This window comes from Arenimonas sp. (genome assembly GCF_036275555.1).
Taxonomy (GTDB): domain Bacteria; phylum Pseudomonadota; class Gammaproteobacteria; order Xanthomonadales; family Xanthomonadaceae; genus Arenimonas.
On record NZ_DASUDO010000048.1, the window covers coordinates 52,322 to 72,300 of the forward strand.

At 72.2% G+C, this 19,979-nt stretch carries 22 protein-coding genes; 12 read left to right on the forward strand and 10 right to left on the reverse strand.

Translation table 11 applies throughout. The features are described 5' to 3' along the window. Positions 1–8: 8 nt before the first annotated feature. Genes VFV21_RS13020 through VFV21_RS13030 form a run of 3 tightly spaced genes read right to left on the reverse strand, consistent with a single transcriptional unit; the run spans position 9 to position 1,700 of the window. On the reverse strand, positions 9–716 hold the full coding sequence (locus tag VFV21_RS13020) for an RES family NAD+ phosphorylase (protein WP_329669849.1): 708 nt from the start codon (positions 714–716) through the stop codon (positions 9–11). After that, on the reverse strand, positions 676–1,053 hold the full coding sequence (locus tag VFV21_RS13025) for an MbcA/ParS/Xre antitoxin family protein (RefSeq protein WP_329669850.1): 378 nt from the start codon (positions 1,051–1,053) through the stop codon (positions 676–678). The genes VFV21_RS13020 and VFV21_RS13025 overlap by 41 nt, the downstream gene beginning before the upstream one ends. A gap of 56 nt (positions 1,054–1,109) precedes the next feature. After that, a complete protein-coding gene (locus VFV21_RS13030; RefSeq protein WP_329669851.1) occupies positions 1,110–1,700 on the reverse strand; it encodes a hypothetical protein in 591 nt (196 codons plus the stop codon). 142 nt (positions 1,701–1,842) lie between these two features. Here VFV21_RS13030 and ntrC point away from each other — a divergent pair, with 142 nt between their 5' ends. The 5 genes from ntrC (at position 1,843) to VFV21_RS13055 (ending at position 5,251) form a co-directional block, all read left to right on the forward strand. After that, on the forward strand, positions 1,843–3,270 hold the full coding sequence (gene ntrC, locus VFV21_RS13035; protein WP_329669852.1) for a nitrogen regulation protein NR(I): 1,428 nt from the start codon (positions 1,843–1,845) through the stop codon (positions 3,268–3,270). 57 nt (positions 3,271–3,327) lie between these two features. Further along, positions 3,328–3,720 (forward strand): VOC family protein, encoded by a 393-nt coding sequence (locus VFV21_RS13040; RefSeq protein ID WP_329669853.1) that lies wholly within the window; start codon positions 3,328–3,330, stop codon positions 3,718–3,720. An 88-nt stretch (positions 3,721–3,808) separates the two neighbouring features. Next, positions 3,809–4,450: a superoxide dismutase family protein gene (locus VFV21_RS13045; protein ID WP_329669854.1), complete on the forward strand. Its 642-nt coding sequence runs from the start codon at positions 3,809–3,811 to the stop codon at positions 4,448–4,450. Between the two features lie 63 nt (positions 4,451–4,513). Further along, entirely contained in the window at positions 4,514–4,996 is a 483-nt protein-coding gene (locus VFV21_RS13050) for a GNAT family N-acetyltransferase (protein ID WP_329669855.1), read from the forward strand. Positions 4,997–5,011: 15 nt separating this feature from the next. After that, positions 5,012–5,251: a hypothetical protein gene (locus VFV21_RS13055; protein WP_329669856.1), complete on the forward strand. Its 240-nt coding sequence runs from the start codon at positions 5,012–5,014 to the stop codon at positions 5,249–5,251. Positions 5,252–5,360: 109 nt separating this feature from the next. Here the strand turns inward: VFV21_RS13055 and asnB are convergent, their stop codons facing one another. Together asnB and VFV21_RS13065 are read right to left on the reverse strand one after the other, a co-directional pair. Then, positions 5,361–7,253 carry an asparagine synthase (glutamine-hydrolyzing) gene (gene asnB, locus VFV21_RS13060; protein ID WP_329669857.1) on the reverse strand — a complete coding sequence of 631 codons (1,893 nt, stop codon included), beginning with the start codon at positions 7,251–7,253 and terminating at the stop codon, positions 5,361–5,363. A gap of 1 nt (position 7,254) precedes the next feature. Continuing rightward, on the reverse strand, positions 7,255–8,124 hold the full coding sequence (locus VFV21_RS13065) for a glycosyltransferase family 2 protein (RefSeq protein WP_329669927.1): 870 nt from the start codon (positions 8,122–8,124) through the stop codon (positions 7,255–7,257). On the opposite strand from VFV21_RS13065, the gene VFV21_RS13070 reads away from it, so the two are divergent. Next, the gene (locus VFV21_RS13070) at positions 8,120–9,181 is read left to right on the forward strand and encodes a CDP-glycerol glycerophosphotransferase family protein (RefSeq protein WP_329669928.1); all 1,062 of its coding nucleotides are present in this window, start codon (positions 8,120–8,122) and stop codon (positions 9,179–9,181) included. The genes VFV21_RS13065 and VFV21_RS13070 overlap by 5 nt on opposite strands. A 4-nt stretch (positions 9,182–9,185) precedes the next feature. On the opposite strand, the gene VFV21_RS13075 is transcribed toward VFV21_RS13070, so the two are convergent. Together VFV21_RS13075 and VFV21_RS13080 are read right to left on the reverse strand one after the other, a co-directional pair. Continuing rightward, positions 9,186–11,486 (reverse strand): patatin-like phospholipase family protein, encoded by a 2,301-nt coding sequence (locus tag VFV21_RS13075; protein WP_329669858.1) that lies wholly within the window; start codon positions 11,484–11,486, stop codon positions 9,186–9,188. An 81-nt stretch (positions 11,487–11,567) separates the two neighbouring features. Continuing rightward, complete coding sequence (locus VFV21_RS13080) at positions 11,568–12,449, reverse strand: hypothetical protein (RefSeq protein WP_329669859.1); 882 nt, start codon at positions 12,447–12,449, stop codon at positions 11,568–11,570. A gap of 63 nt (positions 12,450–12,512) precedes the next feature. Here VFV21_RS13080 and VFV21_RS13085 point away from each other — a divergent pair, with 63 nt between their 5' ends. Then, a complete protein-coding gene (locus VFV21_RS13085; protein ID WP_329669860.1) occupies positions 12,513–13,790 on the forward strand; it encodes an acetyl-CoA C-acetyltransferase in 1,278 nt (425 codons plus the stop codon). A 68-nt stretch (positions 13,791–13,858) separates the two neighbouring features. Here VFV21_RS13085 and VFV21_RS13090 read toward each other — a convergent pair whose 3' ends face one another. The 3 genes from VFV21_RS13090 to VFV21_RS13100 are packed head-to-tail and all read right to left on the reverse strand — an operon-like array spanning position 13,859 to position 16,919. Beyond that, positions 13,859–15,103, reverse strand: coding sequence for a heme biosynthesis HemY N-terminal domain-containing protein (locus VFV21_RS13090; protein WP_329669861.1), 1,245 nt, complete (start codon positions 15,101–15,103; stop codon positions 13,859–13,861). After that, the gene (locus VFV21_RS13095) at positions 15,100–16,098 is read right to left on the reverse strand and encodes a uroporphyrinogen-III C-methyltransferase (protein ID WP_329669862.1); all 999 of its coding nucleotides are present in this window, start codon (positions 16,096–16,098) and stop codon (positions 15,100–15,102) included. Before VFV21_RS13095 ends, VFV21_RS13090 begins: the two co-directional genes overlap by 4 nt. A 41-nt stretch (positions 16,099–16,139) precedes the next feature. After that, entirely contained in the window at positions 16,140–16,919 is a 780-nt protein-coding gene (locus tag VFV21_RS13100) for a uroporphyrinogen-III synthase (protein ID WP_329669863.1), read from the reverse strand. Between the two features lie 38 nt (positions 16,920–16,957). Between VFV21_RS13100 and VFV21_RS13105 the strand changes: the two genes are divergently transcribed. The 5 genes from VFV21_RS13105 to VFV21_RS13125 all read left to right on the forward strand — a co-directional run bounded on the left by VFV21_RS13105 (position 16,958) and on the right by VFV21_RS13125 (position 19,976). After that, positions 16,958–17,407 carry a YiiD C-terminal domain-containing protein gene (locus tag VFV21_RS13105; protein WP_329669864.1) on the forward strand — a complete coding sequence of 150 codons (450 nt, stop codon included), beginning with the start codon at positions 16,958–16,960 and terminating at the stop codon, positions 17,405–17,407. 42 nt (positions 17,408–17,449) lie between these two features. Further along, a complete protein-coding gene (locus VFV21_RS13110) occupies positions 17,450–17,872 on the forward strand; it encodes a hypothetical protein (protein WP_329669865.1) in 423 nt (140 codons plus the stop codon). A 68-nt stretch (positions 17,873–17,940) separates the two neighbouring features. Beyond that, on the forward strand, positions 17,941–18,372 hold the full coding sequence (locus tag VFV21_RS13115) for a rhodanese-like domain-containing protein (RefSeq protein ID WP_329669866.1): 432 nt from the start codon (positions 17,941–17,943) through the stop codon (positions 18,370–18,372). A gap of 61 nt (positions 18,373–18,433) precedes the next feature. Continuing rightward, complete coding sequence (gene secB / locus VFV21_RS13120) at positions 18,434–18,934, forward strand: protein-export chaperone SecB (RefSeq protein WP_329669867.1); 501 nt, start codon at positions 18,434–18,436, stop codon at positions 18,932–18,934. Between the two features lie 16 nt (positions 18,935–18,950). Beyond that, positions 18,951–19,976 carry an NAD(P)H-dependent glycerol-3-phosphate dehydrogenase gene (locus VFV21_RS13125; RefSeq protein WP_329669868.1) on the forward strand — a complete coding sequence of 342 codons (1,026 nt, stop codon included), beginning with the start codon at positions 18,951–18,953 and terminating at the stop codon, positions 19,974–19,976. Positions 19,977–19,979 lie beyond the last annotated feature (3 nt).

Consider the following 19,979-nt stretch of genomic DNA (forward strand, 5'->3'; position numbering starts at 1 on the left):
CGGGTCGCTCAGCCGTAGCTGAATTCCAGCAGAGACTGGTCCACCTGCCAGGTCACCCGCGCGGGCTGCACGGACAGCCACAGGCGCTTGGGTTCGCCGACGGGTTTCCTGCCGACGAAGCCGGCGGGCGAGAGCAGGGCCACGCAGCCGCCGTGGTCCGGGTGGCGCACCGAGGCGTAGCGGATGGCGCCGATGTCCGCGGCGCGCGCCGCGCGTGCCAGCGCCTGGCAGTCGCGGTAATCGCCGGGGTTCATCCATTTCGCGGCGTCGCGCGCCAGCGGCGGTTCGCGCGTGTCGATGGTGGTCGCGCGCAGCGAGGCCTGGAAGGCGGTGTGCACCACCGGCGGCAGCCGCGACATCGCGCTGGCGTCGCGCAGGAAGCGCCAGCGCCAGTAGCCGAGTTCGGCGCAGGCCGTGGGCAGCGCGTCGGCGCCGTAGAACACGCCCGGCTCGCCGCCGGCGCGGAAGCGCGAGCCACCCGGCAGCGGCGGGTAGCGGAAGGGCGTGGACAGCAGGTAGTGAAGCGGCTTCGCGGCCGCCGGCAGGGGCGGCTTGGCGGCGTCGAGCAGGGCCTCGAGCACTACCTGTTCGGCGGCGGTGTCCACCAGCTTCATCGTCGAGGCCACGCGCTGGTCCTCGACCACGCGCCAGGCGCGGCCGTGCCAGGGGCGGGCCTCAGACGCGAGCGCGGTGGGCGTCCAGGTAATCGGTGACATGGACCAGGCCGCGGGTCTCGAGGATGAGTTCGCGCGGGACGCCGTTGAGCCCGGCGTTGTCGCTGGCCAGCCAGGCGCGCGCGGCCTCGGTGCTGCCGACGATGGAATCGAGCGAACGGAACAGCCGCAGCAGCAGCAGGGCCAGCTCGCCCGGCTTGCTGCCGGGGTCGAGCCGGTACTGGCCCTGGTAGAGGCGGGTGACCGTGGCCTGGCTCAGGCCAAGCACGCGGCCGAGGGTGGCCTTGCTCAGGCCGAGCTGGTCGGCGGCGCGGGTGACGGCCTTGGCCAGCACGGCGTCGCGGTCGGGCTCGGGCAGTCGGACGGGGATCCGGGACATGGCGCCTCCTTTCCAATGGAAGGATAAGCCATGAAAATTTCTGGTGCAATCAGGCCCTACTTGAGCTGGGACCAGAGGTAAAAGCCGCCGAGGGCGACGAAGACGAGGATGGGAACGATCAACTGCTTCAGCATTTCCCTGGCCGCCCCGCGGCGGGCCGGCGCAGCGGGCGGGTAGTGCTGGGCAACATAGGCCTCCACGTCCCCGGCCAGTTTCGCCGGCGAGCCACGCCGATCAACGTGGAGGTCGTCCAGCGGGGCGCCGGGTCCCCAGCTCTCGTCCGGTGGGAGAAGTTCATCTTCGATCAACAGCCAGGCCCGGTAGCGGCGCCCCATGACCTCGTGGACCAGCGTGACCGTTTGGGCGGACAAGGCGCCTTGCGCGCCGAACGCCAGCAGCGTGTCTCCGGCCCCGGCGGCACCGTCCGGCAGCTCCGCCAGGTCGAGTTCGGCCAGCGACTGGACCGCATAGCGGAATCCGCTCGGCTGCCCGTCGACGCTCACTGGCACCCAGCCCTCGATGTTCTGGTCCAGGGCGAAGTCCGCGGGGAAAGCCATGATTACGCCGGTTTCCGCGATGTCAGCGGCCAACTGTGCCGCCGTGGGCAGCGCGGCCCTGCGAACGATCAAGGCGCTGTCGATGCTCATGGTGTGCTCTCGATTGGATCCTGGCGCAGAAGTCTATTGAATCCCCGCGCCAGGCGGCATGGGTTAGGCCCCAGGCGGGCGTGGACCAGGGTGGGTCGCGCTGTCCCTCGCGGCCTGCACCTTCTTGGTGCAAACTGCGGCGATGTCGCCTTCCCCTGCCCGCATCGCCGCCGATTCCCCGGCCCGCCTCTGGGTCGTCGATGACGACCGCACGGTCCGCTTCGTGCTGGCCGAGGCGCTGCGCGATGCGGGCTATGCGGTGGGCGCCTTCGAGGATCCGCGCCAGGCCCTGGCCGCGCTGGCCGACGGCGAGCTGCCCGACCTGGTGTTCACCGACGTGCGCATGCCGGGCATGGACGGCCTGGCCTTCCTCGACGCCCTGAAGGCGAAGCGCCCCGACCTGCCGGTGGTGGTGATGTCCGCCTACACCGACATCGCCAGCACGGCCGGCGCCTTCCGCGGCGGCGCCCATGAATTCCTCTCCAAGCCCTTCGACCTCGACGAGGCCGTGGCGCTGGCGGCGCGGGCGCTGCCCGCCGCCGAGGCCGCGCCGGTGCCGCCGGCCCCGGAGATGGGCGATGCCCTGGTCGGCGAAACACCGGCGATGCGCGAACTCTTCCGCGCCATCGGCCGCCTGGCGCAGGCGCCGCTCAACGTGCTGATCACCGGCGAAACCGGCACCGGCAAGGAGCTGGTGGCGCGCGCGCTGCACCGCGAGTCGCCGCGCGCGCGCAAGCCGTTCGTCGCGCTCAACACCGCGGCCATTCCCGCCGAGCTGCTGGAAAGCGAACTGTTCGGCCACGAGGCCGGCGCCTTCACCGGCGCGCAGAAGCGCCACGTCGGGCGTTTCGAGCAGGCCGACGGCGGCACGCTGTTCCTCGACGAGATCGGCGACATGCCGGCCTCGCTGCAGACGCGGCTGCTGCGCGTGCTGGCCGAAGGCGAGTTCTTCCGCGTCGGCGGCCGCGAGCTGATCAAGGTGGACGTGCGCGTGATCGCCGCCACCCACCAGGACCTCGAGGCCAAGGTGCGCGACGGCAGCTTCCGCGCCGACCTGCTGCATCGCCTCGACGTGGTGCGGCTCCGGCTGCCGCCGCTGCGCGAGCGCAAGGGTGACGTGCCGGCGCTGGCCGCGCGCTTCCTGGCCCAGGCCGCGAAGAAATTCGGTGCGCCGGCCAAGCGCTTCCACCCCGAGGCGCTGAAGCGGCTCGAGCGCCACGACTGGCCCGGCAACGTGCGCGAGCTGGAGAACCTGTGCTGGCGGCTGGTGGCGCTGGCGACCGGCGAAACCATCACCCTGCGCGAGCTGGGCAGCGCGCTGCGCAGCGAAGGCAACACCGCGGGCACCGACGACTGGACCCGCGCCCTCGCCCAGGCCGCGCGCGAGGCGCTGGCCCGCGGCGATGCCGGCCTGCACGCGGCCCTGCGCGAGCGCTTCGACCAGGTACTGCTGGAAACCGCGCTCGAACACACCGAGGGCCATCGCCAGCTGGCGGCCGAAAAACTGGGCCTGGGCCGAAACACCGTCACGCGCAAGCTGGGCGCCACTCGCCGGCGTAAATCACCCTAGCGCCGGCACCCGCCGGTTTGCGACGATCGCCGGACCCATTCCCCGAGGAGAAGCCGCGTGTTCAGCCACGTCATGGTCGGTACCAACGATATCGAACGATCCAAGCGTTTTTACGACGCCGTGTTGGGCTTCCTCGGCGCCGGCGCGCCGTTCGAAAACACCTCGGGCACGGGCCACAAGCGCCTGTTCTATCGCCACGACGGCAGTACTTTCTGCGTCACCGAGCCGATCAACGGCGAGCCCGCCACGATCGCCAACGGCGCCACCCTCGGCTTCAAGTGCAGCTCGCCCGAGCAGGTTCAGCAGTTCCACGACATCGCGGTGGCGAACGGCGGCACCAGCTGCGAGGGCCCGCCGGGACCGCGCACCAACGCGATCGGCACGCTTTACCTGAGCTACGTGCGCGACCCGGATGGCAACAAGCTTTGCGCACTGCATCGCCCGGCCTGATGCCGCGACGGGCCACCGGCTTTTGACTCCCTGTTAATGCCCGGGCCGCCAAGCTGCCGGCCCACCTCCGAATTCAGAAGGATCCGACATGACCCTGACCCGCACCGCGATGCTGCTGGGAATCACCCTCGCCCTCGCCGCCTGTGGCCGGGAGGAAGCCCCGGTGGCCGACGCGTCGCCCGCGCCTGCGCCGACGGCCGAGCCGGCACCCGCTGAACCCGCACCCGTGGCGACCCAGCTCGCGGCGTCCGCCCGCGCCACGCTGGCCGCGGTGGGCGAGAGCGGCGTCAGCGGCGAACTCGTGTTCGACATCGCCGACGGCGGCGTGCGCGTCACCGGCACGCTCGCCGGCCTGCAGCCCGGCGCCACGCACGCGCTGCACGTGCACGAATTCGGCGATTGCAGCGCGCCGGATGCGACCAGCGCGGGCGGCCACTTCAACCCGGGCCAGCAGCCGCACGGCGACCGCGCCACCGGCGGCCCGCACCACGCCGGCGACATCCCGAACCAGACCGCCGGCGAGAACGGCGAGGCGGCCGTGGACCAGACGCTGGCCGGCCTCGAGATCGCCAGCGGCGGCGCCAACGACATCGTCGGCAAGGGTGTCATCGTCCACGCGCAGGCCGACGACTACACCACCCAGCCCACCGGCAACGCCGGCGGCCGCATTGCCTGCGGCGTGATCGAGCTGGTCAACGCCCCGCCGGCCGACGCCGGCCCCGCGGAGTAAGCCGGAGCGAGCTGCCTGGCGCGCGCCCCGCTAAACTGGGCGCCGCCAGCCTCCGGGAATGCCATGTCCGACATCGCCATCCGCAACGCCACCGTCGATGACATCGAGCGCATGGCAGATTGGGCCGTCGCCATGGCCTGGGAAACCGAGCAAAAGCGGCTCGACCCGGACACCGTGCGCAAAGGCATCCGCGCGGTGTTCGACCAGCCCGGCCGCGGCCGCTACTTCATCGCCGAGCGCCACGGCGAAGCCGCCGGCACCCTCATGCTCACCTACGAGTGGAGCGACTGGCGCAACGGTGACTGGTGGTGGATCCAGAGCGTCTACGTCGCCCCTGGACACCGCCGCCAGGGCGTCTATGCCGCGCTTTACGCGCACGTGAAGCAGGCCGCCGAAGCCCGCGAGGACGTCTGCGGCCTCCGCCTCTACGTCGAGCACCACAACACCAACGCCCAGCGCACCTACGAGTCGCTGGGCATGGCCGACGCCGGCTACAAAATGTACGAAGCCGCGCTGCCCAAGACACGCCCGTCCGTCGTCGAATAGGATCCGAGCCTTCCCATGCGAATGTTGCACGGGCTGGCCGTCATCGCCTTCATCGTCCTCGCGGCGGTCGCGGTCGCGCAGTTCGACGCTGGCTTGGTTCCCTTGTGGAAAGCACTGCTGCTTCCCCTCGGCGGATTCCTGATGCCGTACGCCGTCGCGTTTTTCTGGGCGTTCAGCGTAGCCCCGCCGGACTTGCGCGAGTTGGTGCATGCCTGGCGGTCTCGAAGGACCAAGGCGGGCCGGGGGGGAGAGTAGGAACCGGGCACTGTTGGACATCCGCCTTTATCCGCGCCCATCCGCCCTTATCCGCGTTCAATTCCAGCCCCGCCATCGAAGCGGCCGCGCAATGCCGTCGCGAAGAACCTCAGCGCAGCGTCGCGCGCCACGCCTGGAACATCAGCACGCCCCACAGGTGCGTGTGCCACTTGCGCTCGCCGGCCAGGAACTCGCGCCACAGCGCGCGGATCGGCGCCGGGTCGAAGTGGCCTTCCTCGCGCAGCCGCGGCTCGGACAGCTGCGCCTCGGCCCAATCGCGCAGCGGCCCGCGCAGCCAGTCGCCGACGGGTGCGCCGAAGCCGGCCTTGCTGCGGTAGACCATTTCGCGCGGCAGGTAGCGCTCGAGCAGGCGCTTGGGCAGCACCTTGAGCTCGCCATCCCGATACTTCATCGCCATCGGCAGCGACCAGGCGAAGTCGGCGACGCGGTAGTCGAGCAGCGGCGCGCGTGCCTCCAGCGCCACCGACATGCTGGCGCGGTCCACTTTCGTGAGGATGTCCTCGGGCAGGTAGCAGGCGGTGTCGAGCGCCATCAGCGCATCGCCCGGCGTGCCGAGGCCAGGCATCGCCCGCGGATCGTCGTAGGCGGTGGCCAGGCGGCGAGCGCCGATCACCACGGCTTCCGGGTCTTTCCAATGACTGACGCGATGGCGCGCCAGGCCCTGCAGGTCGCCGGTGGCCAGCTCGGCGCGCAGTGCGGCCAGGCCGCCGAGGCGCGCGCGTTCGCCGGGATTACCCGCGAGCTTCGCCAGGGCCTTGCGCGGCAGGCGGTGCAGCAGCGCGTCGTTCTTCAGCGTGCGGGCGTAGCGGCGGTAGCCGAAGAAAAGTTCATCACCGCCGTCGCCCGAAAGCGCCACGGTGACGTGCCGGCGCGTGAGGCGGCACAGCAACGTGGTCGGGATCTGCGAGGAGTCGGCGAAGGGTTCATCGAACAGCCGGGGCAGCTCCGGCACCAAGTCCAGCGCGGCGCGGCCGTCCACGTGCAGCGGCGTGTGCGCCGTGCCGAGATGGGCGGCGACCGCGGCGGCCTGCTCGCTCTCGTCGTGCACGGCGTTGTCGAAGCCGATCGAGAACGTGCGCACGGGCTGCGACGACTGCGCCTGCATCAGCGCGGTGACCAGCGAGGAGTCGGTGCCGCCGGACAGGAAGCTGCCCAGCGGCACGTCGGCCTCCATGCGCAGCGCGGTGGCGTCGCGCAGCAGCGCGTCGAGCCGGTCGAGCGCGGCGGCCTCGTCGCCGTCGAACCCGCGCGCGATGGCGGCGCGCTGCGCGTCGAGCGCGCTCCACCACACGCGCGGCGCGGGCAGCTCGCGCGAGGCCAGCGACGCCGCGTCCAGCCGCAGCAGGTGGCCCGCCGGCAGCTTGCGCACGCCGCGCAGGATCGAATGCGGCGCCGGGATGTAGTCGAAGCGCAGCAGCAGCGCCAGCGCATCGGGATCGACCTCGGCGCGGAACCCGGGCAGCGCGCGCAGCGCCGCCAGCTCACTGCCGAAGACCAGCCGGCCGTCGCTCAGCCCGTAATACAGAGGCTTCTTCCCGAGCCGGTCGCGCGCGAGCCACAGCACGCGTTCGTGCCGGTCCCAGGCCGCGAAGGCGAGCATGCCGTTGCCGCGCGCCAGCGCGCCTTCGACGCCCCACTGCGAAATCGCCGCCAGCAGCACTTCGGTGTCGGAGCGGCCGCGGAAGCCGTGGCCCAGCGCAACCAGCTCGGCGCGGATCGCGGCGTGGTCGTAGATCTCGCCGTTGAAGGCGATCACCCAGCGCCCGTCGGCCGAGGCCATCGGCTGGTGGCCTTCCGGGCTGAGGTCGACGATGGCCAGGCGCTGGTGCGCGAGCACGAGGCCGGTGGCGGGCTCGGCCCAGGCGCCGGCGTCGTCGGGGCCGCGGTGGGCGATGGCGGCGCCGAGGCGGCGGCCCAGGGCCAGCAGCGTGTCTTCCGGATTGCGCGCGTCGGGGAGCCAGGCGCCGGCGATGCCGCACATGTCAGGGGTCCTTGGGCGGCGGGATCGGGGTTGAAACACCTCCCACCGGCGGCGCGGCATTCGGGCCTGAAGGCCCTCCTACAGGGTCCGCCACGGGTTGGCCGTTCTGGAGGAGCCACAGCATCACGGTCTTCTGGCGGACGTAGTTGGCGCGGACGTAGGCGTAGACCAGGCCATGCCAGCCGTCCCGGAAGCCGCCGCGCAGCAGGTAGCCGCGCCAGAAGCGCCACGCGGGCGCGAGCACCAGCTTCGCGAGCGAGGCGCGCTTGCCGCGGGCGAACTCGTGCTCGGCCATCATGCGCGCGTACTTCTGGGTCTTCGCCAGCTGCTGCTCGAGCGAGCGGTACGGGTAGTGGATGAGATCGCCCGCCAGCGTGCGAACCGGGCCGTCGACGCTGGCGGCCTCGTGGATCTCGCGGGTGCCGCGCCAGCCGCCGCGCCGGCGGTCGAACAGCCGCAGCACGCGGTCGGGGTAAGCGTTGCCGTGGCGCAGGAAGCGCCCGAAGTAATCGGACAGCCGCGCGAACCGGTAGCCCGCCGCGCCGTTGAAGCCGGTGTCGCGCGCGACCAGGATGGCGTCGCGCAGCGCCGGTGAAACGCGCTCGTCGGCGTCCAGGCAAAGTACCCAGTCGTGCGTGGCCTGCTCGACCGCGAACTGCTTCTGGCTGCGGAAACCCTCGAACTTCCGTAGGAACACACGGGCGCCCTTCGCCTCGGCGATCGCCACGGTGGCGTCGGTGGAATGCGAGTCCACCACGATGATCTCGTCGCAGAACGCCAGCGAATCGAGGCAGTCGGCTAGGCGGCCGGCCTCGTTGAACGTGATAATGCAGGCCGAGAGGCGCGGCGACGGGGCCGGGGAGGCGTTGATGGCGGAATACCTGCTGTTCGCGACGGAGCGCTATGCGCTGCCCATTCTGGGGCCGCTGGCGAGCGCGCTGCAAGCCGCCGGCCACGGCGTCAGCAGCCTGTTCGTGGCCGGCGCCGCGGGCGCCACGCTGCCGCCGCCGGTGCGCCCGGTGGACGTGCGCGGCGCGGTGGCGCTGCGGCCGCGCGCGGTGTTCAGCGCCGCCAACACGGTGCCCACCTTCGTGTCGGGCGCCAAGGTCCAGCTCTTCCACGGCTTCAACGTCGAGAAGCGCAGCGACCAACGCGGGCACTTCCGCGTGCGCGGGCTGTTCGACCTCTACTGCACGCAGGGCCCGCTGACCACGGCGCCGTTCGCGGCGATGGCGCGCGAGCAGGGCCACTTCGCCGTGGTCGAGACCGGCTGGCCCAAGCTCGATCCGCTGTTCCGCGAAGAGGACGCCGACGCGCGCGCGCTGCGCCTGCGCGCCCGCGGCCGGCCGGTGGTGCTGTTCGCCTCCACCTTCACCGAGCGGCTGAGTGCGGCGCCGCACCTGGCCGACGCCATCGCCGCCGAGATCGCGCGCGGCGAGCGCTTCTGGATCCTCACCCTGCATCCGAAGTGCGCGCCTGGCCTGTTCGAGCGCTACCGCGCGATGGCGGGCGAAAACGCCGTCTTCGTCGAGACCGAGCAGCTGATGGCGGCGCAGCGTGCCGCCGACGTGCTGGTGGCCGACACCACCTCGGTGGTCTCGGAGTTCGCGGTGCAGCGCAAGCCGGTGGTCACTTTCCGCAACCGCGCGCCGAAGCCGCACATGCTCGATTTCGACCGGCCGGAAGACCTGCCTGCGCAGCTGGCGCGTGCGTTCGCCCCGACGCCAGGGCTCGCGAAAGCCATCGCCGATTACGCCGACGCCATCCACCCGGCCCGCGACGGCCGCGCCAGCGAGCGCGTGATCGCCGCCACCGAAGCGCTGCTGGCCGGCGAGCTGGGCGCACTGCGGCGCAAGCCGCTGTCGGCGCTGTACCGCGGCCTGCAGGTTCGCCGCGAACTGGGCTACTGGGGCCGCGCGGCGCGCTGACGGCTCAGCGCGGGCGGCCCAGTTCGAGCAGGAAGATGCCCTCGCCGCCCTGGCGCAGGCCGTAGCCGAGCTGCAGCGGGCCGAGCCAGGAATCGAAGCCGAAGTAGACGCTGCCGTGCAGCTCGCCCTCCGCGCCGTCGAGGTCGGCGCCGGTGGCCCAGGTGCGGCCGTATTCGAGCGTGCCGCCCAGCACCGCCGGCCGGCTCAGCACGCGGCCCAGTTCGTAGGTGTAGCCGCCATAGACCAGCGCGTAGTTGTCGGCCAGCCGCTCGTTCGGCCGGTAGCCGGCGAAGCGCGTCAGGCCGCCGAGGCGGAACTGGCTCTGGATCGGGATCAGGTCGCTGCTCGACACGTGGTAGCGCAGGCCGGCGAAGCCCGAGTGCTTGCCGATCGCGCGGGCGTGGATCACGTCGAAGTTCGACTGGTCGAAATCGCCGTCCGCGCCCAGGCTTTCGCGCGAGGCCACCTGGCTGAACACCGCGTAGGTGCCGGCGCGCGGCAGGTAGGTGCTGTCGATGCGGTCGTAGGTGAGCGTGAACTCGGCTTCGCCCAGGTCGTAGTCGAGCTCCTCGAACAGCGGGTCGAACAGCTCGGGCTTGGCGGAGCCGTAGCGGCGGCGCACCGACAGCGTGGCCGCGCCGAAGTTGCCGAACTCGCGGCCCAGGCCGATCTCGCCGCCCCAGTTGGGCGCGCGGAAGTTCGCCAGCCGCTCGCCGTCTTCGTTGAAGAGGGTGAACTTGGGGCTCTCGCCGCTGAGCTGCAGCAGCGTGAAGTAGTCGCTGTTGGCGCCCAGCGGCTGGTACCAGTCCATCAGCAGGCCGGGCTCGTCGCCCAGCTGCAGCAGCCCGCGCACTTCGCCGCCGCTTTCGTTCACGGGCGCGCGCAGCACGCCGGCGCGCAGGTTCACGAAGAAGTCGCCGCTGAAATCGGAGTACAGGCTCAGGCCGGTCTCGAGGTAGTTCGGGCCGTAGCTGTGCGGCACCACGCGCACCACCACGCCGGTGCGGCCGTCTTCCTCGATCAGGTCGTAGGTCACCAGGTCCATGGTGTCCAGGCCGTAGATGCGCTGCAGATTCTCCTGCAGGCGCGTGGTGTCCAGCGGTTGGCCGGGCGCGACGTCCAGCCGCGCCAGCAGGAAGGCGTCGGCGTAGCGGCTGCGGTTGTCCAGGCGCACGAAGTCGACCACCGGTGCGTCGCGCGAGGGCTGGTCGCGCGTGGCCATCGCGGCCTCGTAGGTTTCCGCCGGCAGCGCCAGCGCCGCGAGCCGCGGGCGCAGCTCCTCGATGCCCCGCTCGCCGAGCTCCATCGCCAGTTCGATCTTTGCGAAGTCCGAGGTCGACACCTCGGCGCCCAGCGGCGGCCGCACCAGCAGGTCGCGCGGGCCGAGCGTGGTGGTCTGGGCGCGCGCGCTGCCCACGGTCATGAAGCCGCTGATCTGGTCGACGATGGAGAACAGGCTGGCGCCTTCGTCGAGCTTGGACAGCGGCGTGCTCACGTCCACCGCGATCACCACGTCGGCGCCCATCGCCCGCACCACGTCCACCGGCACCTGGTTGGCCAGGCCGCCGTCCACCAGCACTTTCCCGTCCACCACCACCGGCTTGAAGATGCCCGGGATGGACATGCTGGCGCGCATCGCCAACGCCAGGTTGCCCGAGCCAAGCACCACGGCCTGGCCGGAGTTGAGGTCGGTGGCGACGGCGCGGAAGGGGATCGGCAGCGCGTCGAAGTCATCGCGCGTGGCCACGGGCTGGGTCAGCTCCTCGAGCAGCAGCAGCGCGCGCTCGCCGGAGAGCACGCCGGGCGCGATCTTCAGGCCCTCGTTGCCGATGCCGGGCTTGCCGGCCACCAGCGCCAGGTCGTCGTCGCGCTTGCGGCGGAAGGAGCGCTGCGGCCGCTCCAGGCGGTCCACGAACATGCTGCCCCAGTCCATCGCGCGCATCTGCTTCTCGAGCTCGACCGCGCTCATGCCCGAGGCGTACAGCCCGCCGACGATCGCGCCCATGCTGGTGCCGGCGATGCAGTCCACCGGGATGCGCTGCCGCTCGAGCTCCTTGAGCACCGCGACGTGCGCGAAGCCGCGCGCACCGCCGCCGCCGAGCACCAGGCCGATCCGCGGCCGCGTGTCGCCCTCCGCGCGCAGCCCGCAGGACGTCGCCACGGCGCCATTCGCGACGTCGGCGGACGCGGTCAGGTCCGGAGCCTGGCCTGGTTCGGGCCCCGCGCCCGGGTCCACGCCCTGGGCCCGGGCAAACGGGGCGAGGGCGACGAGGCCGATCAGCAGGACGAGGTGGGACAGGGGCATGGCGGGACTCCGAGGGACCCCGCATTGTTCCGCATCCCTCCGCCCGCAACCATCGCTTCGGCGTGAAGCCTCAGCCGCGCTTCAGGCCGACAGCACCGCGCGCGGGTCCTGCCCGGCCGGGCAGTGGTCGAAGGTGACGGGAATGCCGTGCGCCCCGAGCACCGCGGCGAACTGGCGCTGGCGCATCTGGAAGCGCTCGAAGGCGCGGCCCAGCGCGGCCGCGTCGGCGCCGGCGGGCGCGAAGCCGCCCTCGGACCAGGCGTCAGCGTCGAGCATGGCCATCCGCACCTCGCCGCCGGCGTAGCGCGCCAGCGGTTCGGGCGGCGCATCCAGCCATTGCTCGCTTTCCGGCGCCAGCAGCGCGGCTTCGACCAGCGGCCACAGCGGGCCCAGGCCGGCGTGGTCGTACTGCATGGCCATCATCGCGGCCAGGTCGTTGAGGGTCAGCAGGCGCGCGTGCTCGACCGCGGCGCCGAAGCCGTCCTGCGCCAGCAGCGCGGTGTCGGCGCCGGCCATGCCGGTGTCGAGCAGCACCTGCTCCATGCGCTCGCCGACCTCGGCCACGGCGGCCGGCCCGCCCCGCACCAGCAGCGGCAACAGGCGCAGCGGGCCCTCCGCGTGTTCGGGCGCGGGCCGCAGCGGCGGCGGCAGGCCCTCGGCGCCGGCGCCGAAGCCGATCACGCGGCCGCCGGCGGCGCCAGGGGCGCGGGCCACGAGGCGCTCGAGTTCGGCGTGCAGCGGATAGCCCGGGCGCAGCAGCTCCACCGGGTCGAACAGCGCCGCCACCAGGCCCAGGTCGAGCGCGGCGGCGCCCGGAACCAGCTTGTCGAGGTCCCGGGCGACGAGGGCGGCCAGGGCCCCGGCCTCGTCCGTCGACAGCGCCGTCCGGCCGGCCACCGCGCCGGGCGAGAGTTCGACGGCGAGGGCGCCAAGGCAGCTGAGGTCGGGATTCGGCATGGGCATACGGTGGCGTCGGGTTATGATCGCGATCATACCGCTGCACCGTTATCGCAAGGAGTGAATCCGATGTCGCCCATCCGTCGTGTCGCCATCCTCGGCGGCGTCCGCATCCCCTTCGTCCGCAACAACACGGCCTACCACGACGTCGGCAACCTGGGCATGTCGATCAAGGCGCTGGGCGCCGTGGTCGAGAAGTTCAAGCTGCACGGCGAGGCGCTGGGCGAAGTGGCCATGGGCGCGGTGCTCAAGCACAGCAGCGACTGGAACATCGGCCGCGAGGCGGGGCTGAGCTCGGGCCTGTCGCCGGCGACGCCGGGCATCACGATGCAGCGCGCCTGCGGCACCTCGCTCGACACCGTGATCCACATCGCCAACAAGATCGCCGTGGGCCAGATCGAGGCCGGCATCGGCGGCGGTTCGGACACCACCTCCGACGTGCCGATCGCGGTGAACAAGCGCCTGCGCCGCCGCCTGCTCGACGCCAACATGGCGCGCAGCTTCGGCGCGCGGCTCAAGGCGTTCAAGGGTTTCAAGTTCAAGGAGCTCAAGCCCGAGTTCCCGGGCGTCGGCGAGCCGCGCACCGGCAAGTCGATGGGCGAGCACTGCGAGATGATGGCCAAGGAGTGGCAGATCACCCGCGAGGACCAGGACCAGCTGGCCTTCGAGTCGCACACCAAGGCCGCCGCGGCCTACGAGCGCGGCTTCTTCGCCGACCTGGTCACGCCCTTCCGCGGCGTCGAGCGCGACAACATCCTGCGCCCCGACACCACCCGCGAGAAGCTGGCCACGCTCAAGCCCGCCTTCGACCGCACGTCCGGCCAGGGCACGCTGACCGCGGGCAACTCCACGCCGCTCACCGACGGCGCCTCCGCCGCGCTGCTCGCGTCCGAGGACTGGGCGCGTGCGCGCGGCCTGGAAGTGCAGGCCTACCTGCGCGACGCCCAGGTGGCCGCCGTCGATTTCGTGCACGGCGAAGGCCTGCTGATGGCGCCGTGCTGGGCCGTCGCCCAGCTGCTGAAGCGAAACAACCTGACGCTGCAGGACTTCGATTTCTACGAGATCCACGAGGCTTTCGCCGCGCAGGTGCTGTGCACGCTCAAGGCCTGGGAGGATGAAACCTTCTGCCGCGAGAAACTCGGCTGGGACGGCGCGCTGGGCCGCATCGACCGCGCGAAGCTCAACGTCGTCGGCAGCTCGCTGGCCGTGGGCCATCCCTTCGCCGCCACCGGCGCCCGCATCGTCGCCACCGCCGCCAAGCTGCTCAAGGAAAAAGGCAGCGGCCGCGTGCTGGTCTCGGTTTGCACCGCCGGCGGCATGGGCGTCGCCGCCATCATCGAACGCTGAAAGCCCGGTAAAAGGGGTCAGAGTAAATATTTGTTTCAAACAAATATTTACTCTGACCCCTTTTTTTCTCAGGGCGGCAGTAGGGGGATGCCGTGTTCGTTGCGGAGTTCGGCGACGGCCTGGTCGGCGATTTGTTCGCGCAGGGTGCGGCCGGAGAGCGAGAGCAGGGCGTCGCCGCGGGCAGCTCGCAGGGCGTTGGCGTAGGCGATGGTGGCGCGCGGGCTGTCGTTCTGCGCGGTCCACGCGTGGCCCAGCAGTTCCCAGGCGTCGGCGCCGGCGCCCTGCGCCAGCGCGCGGTGCAGGAAGTCTTCGGCCTTGCCCCACAGCCGCTGCGCGAGGCACAGCTGGCCCAGCGCAACGAGCAGCGCCGGGCTGGCCGCATGCGCCGCCAGCCAGGCTTCGGCGCGCGCGAGGCGCTGCGGGTCGCGGCCGGCCGGCAGCCGGCCGTAGGTGGCCACCAGCGATTCATTCCACTGCGCGTCCAGCGCATCGGCCAGCGCCTGCGCGCCAGTGTCCTCGAGGCCCAGCTGGGCCGAGCGGAGCGCGAACGCGGCCACGACCGGCGCCGCTTGCTGCAGGCGCGGCGGCAGCGCGTTCCAGCGCTGCAGCAGGCCGTCGGCCTGCGGCGACTGCGCCAGGGCAGCGGCGGTCAGTTCGATTTCCAATGCCGACAGCGCCGGCGCCGACAACGCTTGCTCGCGGCGCAAGGCGTTGAGCTGGGCCTGCGCTTCGTGCGCGCGGCCGGCGCCGACCAGCGCGCGGGCCTGCAGCAGCTGCGCCGCCGGCGGTGCATTGGCGAACGGCGCCAGCGCGGCCAGTACTTCGTCGTGGCGCTGCGCCGCGGCCAGGCGCGTGGCCTGCTCCAGCGCCGCGGCCTGCGGATCCTGATGCAGCAGCGCCGCCTGGTGGCGGGCGGCGGCCTCGACATCGCCGCGCCCATCGGCCGCGCGGCGCGCGCCGATCAGCGCGGGCGTGCGCAGCAGCGGCTCTTCCGCCGCCTTGAGCAGCAGCGATTCGGCGCGCTGCCAGCGACCCTGGTGCAGCGCCTCGAGCCCGGTGGCCAGGCGGCTGCGCGCGAGCTGGCGCGCATGCCGGCGCCAGGCCTGCACCGGCAGCTTCAGCAGCCACACCAGGGCCCACAGCGCGAACCAAAGCAGCCCCCAGCCGATGACGAAATACGCCAGCGTGGTGGTGTACGTCAGGCCGCGGAAGCGGACCACGACATCGCCGAGGTCCTGCGAGAACCAGGTCCAGCCCAGCGCGCCCAGGGCGGCCAGGGCCAGCCACCAGAGCAGGCTGCGGTAGAGGTTCACGGCGCCATGCCCCGCCGCAGGTCGCGCAGTTGCTGCAGGCCACTGCCGGACATCGGCAGGTCGGGGCTGAGGTCGAGCGTGCCCAGCGCGGCCAGCCGCTCGCGGCGTTCGCGCAGCGTGGCGTCCTCGGCGTAGAGACGCTGCAGCCACTGGTCGATGCGCACGATGGCGGCGCGGAAGCCGGCCTCGTCGCGGCGGTCCAGCGCGATCCGCGCCAGCGCCAGCTCGAGGCCAAGCGCGGCTTCGCCGGTGGCGCGGTCGGCGGGCGAGATCAGGTCCTGCGTGCTGCTCGGGCGCACCTGCACGATCGCGTCGAGCAGGCGCTGCCAGCCCGACCCCGTGCCGGACGCCGGCGGCGCGCCGGGCGCGCGGCTGGCCAGGCGCGGCAGGCTGGCCTGCAGGGCGTCGAGCTCGCCGGCGGCGACGCCGCGCGGATCGGCGGGCAGCGCGCGCAGCGCCGCCAGTTCCTGGCCCAGCGTCTGGCGCAGGTTGATGAACTGCGGGTCGGTCAGCGGCTCGAGCGCGTCGCGCGCCATCGCGGTGGCGCGGATCGCGCCGGGCAGGTCGCCGGCCACGTCCAGGCGCGCCTGCGCCAGGCTCAGCAGCAGCTCGGCTTCGTCCAGGCGCAGGGCCTCGCGGCCTTCGCTGGCCCGGGCCGAGAGTTCGCGCAGGCTGTCCTCCAGGATCGCGGCGCGCTGGCCCACGCCCAGCACTTCGTCGCGCAGCAGGCCGGTGCGGGCGGTGGTGTCGGTGAGGCGCTGGTCCAGGCCCTGCTGCGTGCGGCGCAGCGTGACCACGGCCTGTTCGGCCTCGAGCAGGCGGGCATCGAGCGCTTCGGGGCTCAGGTCTGGGCCTTCGGGGGCCGGGGTGCGCAGCGTGCGCCAGGCGTACCAGCCGCCCGCGGCGAGCGCGGCCACGACCAGCAAAAGCAGCAGCCAGCCCAGGGCGCCGAAGGGGCGTCGGGCGGCGGGGGATTCGGGGCGGGGTTCGAGCACGGTGTCCACTGCCGGGGGATAACGCGAAAACAGCCGTAATCCTACCGGAAGCGCCCGCCCGCGACATCGGCGGCCAGCGCGGCAAGCAGCGCGTGCGGGGCCGCGCCGTCGGCGACGACGATCGCCGCGAACGCGTCTTCGGCCAGCCGCGCCGCCAGCCGCGGGCTGCTGGCCACCACCGGGCGTCGCCGCAGCGTCTGCCGCATCGGCTCGCCCAGCCGCGACCAAAGCGCATCGAAGGCTTCGACGCTGCTAACCAGCAGCGCCGAGGTGTCGGGCAGGGCCGCGATCAGGCCGGTGCGCGAGGGACGCGGCACCAGCGGTTCGCGCCGGTAGACCTCGGCCAGGTGCACGAGCGCGCCGCGGTGGGCGAGGGTTTCGCCGATCAGGCCGCGGCCGCCGGGCGCGGTGACCAGGCCCACGGCTTGCCCGCGCAGCGACTGCAGCTCCGGCAGCGCCAGCAGGCCCTCGGAATCGGCGCGGTCCGCCGGCATCCGCACCGAGGCGATGCCTGCCTGCCGCAGGGCCGTGGCCGTGCCGCTGCCCACCGCCAGCCAGGTTTGCACGGGGGCGCCGGCCAGCGGCCGCTGCGCCCGTGCGAACCGCACCGCCGCCGGGCTGGTGAACACCACGATCGGGCAGGCCAGGGCCGCATCGAGCGCCACGCCTGCATCCATCGACAGCAGCCGCAGCGTAGAGATGGGCAGCACCCGCGCGCCCAACGCGGCCGCCGCGCGCCGCACCGGGCCGTGTGCGCCCGAGGGTCGCAGCGAGATGACATACCATCCCGCCAACACCGGCGCTGGGTTCGGATTGGCCATGCCCCAGCTTCGCACAGCCCCTTGGACGACGTCACCGCATGAAGACCCTCGAAGAACTCGACGCCTGCTACCGCGCCATGCCGCCCGTCGCGGCGATGGGCATCGAAAGCGCCGGCTGGGACGGCCAGCGCCTGCGCCTGCGCGCGCCGCTGGCCGCCAACATCAATGACAAGGGCACGGTGTTCGGCGGCAGCATGGCGTCGATCGCGACGCTGGCGGCCTGGGGCCTGCTGACGCTGCGGCTGGGCGCGGAAGGCATCAAGGCCGAGGTCTATGTCGCCGACAGCCAGCTCAGGTACCTCAAGCCGCTGGTGGCCGACCTCGGTGCCGAGGCCTGGCTGGACGAGGGCACCGACTGGGACGCCTTCCTGCGCAGCTACCGCGAACGCGGCCGGGCCCGGGCCCAGCTGCTGGCCCGGGTCACCGATCCCGAGGGCGCGACCGTGGCCGAATTCAGCGGCCGGTTCGCGGCCCTGCGGGCGCCCTGAGCGGTCCCGGGCGGTCCCGCGGCCTTTGTGCATAATGGCCGCATGAACGCCCCTCGCCTCTTCCGCCTCGCGCTGGCCCTCGGGCTGGTCGTCCTCGCCGCTTGCGCCAGCCAGGCCGTGCAGCGCAGTCCCCGCGACCAGACGCTCTACCACTACGTCAGCGCCGTGCGCTGGAGCGACTTCGACCTCGCGATGGGCTTCATCGACCCGGCCCTGCTCGAGGCCAAACCGCTGACCGACCTCGAGAAAGAGCGCTACAAGCAGTTCCAGGTCTCGGGCTACGAGGTCAAGTCCGGCTCCGAGCCGGCCCCCGACACCTACGAACAGGTGGTTGAGATCCGCGTGGTCAACCGCAATACCCAGGTCGAGAAGGTCATCACCGACCGCCAGACCTGGCGCTGGGACGCCGAGGCCAAGCGCTGGTGGCTGATGTCCGGACTGCCCGACCTGGACGCCACCCGCTGACCCGGCTTTGCCCGCGGCGGCGGCGGCGCCCATAATGCCGCCCCTGCCGTAGGAACCGCCCGCCCGCCATGGATCGCCTGCTCGAGTTCGTCCAACAAAACCCCCTGCTGTCGATCGCCTTCGTCGGCCTGACCCTGGCCCTCGTGGTCACCGAGGTCATGCGGCTGTTCCGCGGCTTCAAGGGCGTTACCCCGGCCCAGCTCACCGACCTGATCAACCGCGACAACGCCCTGGTGGTGGACCTGCGCGCCCAGGCCGAGTTCGAGAAGGGCCACATCACCGGCGCCAGGCACCTGCTGCCGAGCCAGGTGGACCCGGCCGGCAAACTGCTGGCCAAGGCCAAGGAGTCGCCGGTGGTGCTGGTGTGCGCGGCCGGCGTGACCGCCGCGGGCACCGCGCAGCAGTTGGTCAAGGCCGGCTTCAAGCAGGTCAGCGTGCTCGACGGCGGCATCGGCGCCTGGACCGCCGCGGGCCTGCCGCTGGCCAAGGGCAAGGCCTGAGCCCCGCCCGGCGTGCGATAATCGCCGACCTTTCCACGACTTTCAGACCGGAGTTGCCGTAATGGCCGAGCAGAACAATGGCGCCGCCGGCGCCGACCAGGCGCAGTTCACCATCCAGAAGATCTACGTCAAGGACGTGTCCTTCGAGGTGCCGAACTCGCCGCACGTCTTCAACGAGCAGGGCCAGCCGAACCTCGAGCTGAACCTCAACCAGAAGGTCGCCCGCATCGCCGAAGGCCTGTTCGAAGTCGCCCTGGGCATCACCCTGACCTGCAAGATCGAAGACAAGACCATCTACCTGGCGGAAGTCGAGCAGGCCGGCCTGTTCGGCCTGGTGGGCTTCGACGAGCGCACCCTGGACATGATGCTGGGCACCTACTGCCCGAACGTGCTGTTCCCGTACGTGCGCCAGACCATCAGCGACCTGGTCGTGCAGGGCGGCTTCCCGCCGTTCTACCTGCAGCCGATCAACTTCGAGGGCCTGTACGCCGAAGGCCTGCGCCGTCGCGCCGAGCAGGCGCAGGCCCAGGCCGCGCAGCTCCCCGAGGGCGGCAACGCCTGATCCCGGCGCGGCGCCCATGAGCACCGCCAAGCCGGCCATCGCCGTCCTCGGGACCGGGTCCTGGGGCACGGCGCTGGCGTCGCTGATTGCGCGCAACGGCCACCCGACCGTGATCTGGGGCCGCGACGCGGCCCAGGTCGCGTCGATCAACGGCCAGCACGAGAACACCCGCTACCTGCCCGGCATCCCGCTGCCCGACACCCTGGTCGCCACCGGCGACCTGGGCGAGGCCGTCGCGGGCGCCGACCTGGTGCTGGTGGTCACGCCCAGCCACGCCTTCACCGAAACCCTGCACGCACTGGCGCCACATCGCCGCGCGCACGCGGGCGTGGCCTGGGCCACCAAGGGCTTCGAGCCCGGCTCGGGCCGCTTCCTGCACGAGGTCGCCGGCGACGTGCTGGGCGATGGCGTGCCGCTGGCCGTGGTCACCGGCCCGTCCTTCGCCAAGGAAGTGGCGCAGGGGCTGCCGACGGCCGTCACCGTGCATTCGGACGACGAAGAGTTCACCCGCCAGGTGGCCGAAGCGCTGCACGGCCCCACCTTCCGCGCCTACACCGGCACCGACATGCTCGGCGCCGAGCTGGGCGGCGCGATGAAGAACGTGCTGGCCGTGGCCACCGGCATCGCCGACGGCATGCAGCTGGGCCTGAACGCGCGCGCCGGCCTGATCACCCGCGGCCTGAACGAGATGCTGCGCTTGAACGTGGCGCTGGGTGGCCGCGCGGAAACGCTGATGGGCCTGGCCGGCCTCGGCGACCTGGTGCTCACCAGCACCGGCGATCTCTCCCGCAACCGGCGCCTGGGCCTGGCGCTGGGCCGCGGCCAGTCGATCGCCGAGGCCGTGGCCGCGATCGGCCAGGTGGTCGAGTCGGTGCAGACCGCCGACGAAGTGATGCGCCTGGCGCATCGCCACGGCATCGAGCTGCCGATCTCCGACCTGGTGCAGCGCGTGCTGCACGACGAAATCACCCCGATCGAGGGCCTGCGCATGCTGCTCTCGCGCGAACAGAAGCCCGAGTATCCCGAAGGCCTGTTCGAGTAAGCC

What these genes read in the sequence shown, in the direction of transcription:
- VFV21_RS13020 (WP_329669849.1), bottom strand. Translation starts at nt 716, where the DNA reads ATGTCACCGATTACCTGGACGCCCACCGCGCTCGCGTCTGAGGCCCGC.
- VFV21_RS13025 (WP_329669850.1), bottom strand. Translation starts at nt 1,053, where the DNA reads ATGTCCCGGATCCCCGTCCGACTGCCCGAGCCCGACCGCGACGCCGTG.
- VFV21_RS13030 (WP_329669851.1), bottom strand. Translation starts at nt 1,700, where the DNA reads ATGAGCATCGACAGCGCCTTGATCGTTCGCAGGGCCGCGCTGCCCACG.
- ntrC (WP_329669852.1), top strand. Translation starts at nt 1,843, where the DNA reads ATGTCGCCTTCCCCTGCCCGCATCGCCGCCGATTCCCCGGCCCGCCTC.
- VFV21_RS13045 (WP_329669854.1), top strand. Translation starts at nt 3,809, where the DNA reads ATGACCCTGACCCGCACCGCGATGCTGCTGGGAATCACCCTCGCCCTC.
- VFV21_RS13050 (WP_329669855.1), top strand. Translation starts at nt 4,514, where the DNA reads ATGTCCGACATCGCCATCCGCAACGCCACCGTCGATGACATCGAGCGC.
- VFV21_RS13055 (WP_329669856.1), top strand. Translation starts at nt 5,012, where the DNA reads ATGCGAATGTTGCACGGGCTGGCCGTCATCGCCTTCATCGTCCTCGCG.
- asnB (WP_329669857.1), bottom strand. Translation starts at nt 7,253, where the DNA reads ATGTGCGGCATCGCCGGCGCCTGGCTCCCCGACGCGCGCAATCCGGAA.
- VFV21_RS13075 (WP_329669858.1), bottom strand. Translation starts at nt 11,486, where the DNA reads ATGCCCCTGTCCCACCTCGTCCTGCTGATCGGCCTCGTCGCCCTCGCC.
- VFV21_RS13080 (WP_329669859.1), bottom strand. Translation starts at nt 12,449, where the DNA reads ATGCCCATGCCGAATCCCGACCTCAGCTGCCTTGGCGCCCTCGCCGTC.
- VFV21_RS13085 (WP_329669860.1), top strand. Translation starts at nt 12,513, where the DNA reads ATGTCGCCCATCCGTCGTGTCGCCATCCTCGGCGGCGTCCGCATCCCC.
- VFV21_RS13100 (WP_329669863.1), bottom strand. Translation starts at nt 16,919, where the DNA reads ATGGCCAATCCGAACCCAGCGCCGGTGTTGGCGGGATGGTATGTCATC.
- VFV21_RS13105 (WP_329669864.1), top strand. Translation starts at nt 16,958, where the DNA reads ATGAAGACCCTCGAAGAACTCGACGCCTGCTACCGCGCCATGCCGCCC.
- VFV21_RS13110 (WP_329669865.1), top strand. Translation starts at nt 17,450, where the DNA reads ATGAACGCCCCTCGCCTCTTCCGCCTCGCGCTGGCCCTCGGGCTGGTC.
- VFV21_RS13115 (WP_329669866.1), top strand. Translation starts at nt 17,941, where the DNA reads ATGGATCGCCTGCTCGAGTTCGTCCAACAAAACCCCCTGCTGTCGATC.
- secB (WP_329669867.1), top strand. Translation starts at nt 18,434, where the DNA reads ATGGCCGAGCAGAACAATGGCGCCGCCGGCGCCGACCAGGCGCAGTTC.
- VFV21_RS13125 (WP_329669868.1), top strand. Translation starts at nt 18,951, where the DNA reads ATGAGCACCGCCAAGCCGGCCATCGCCGTCCTCGGGACCGGGTCCTGG.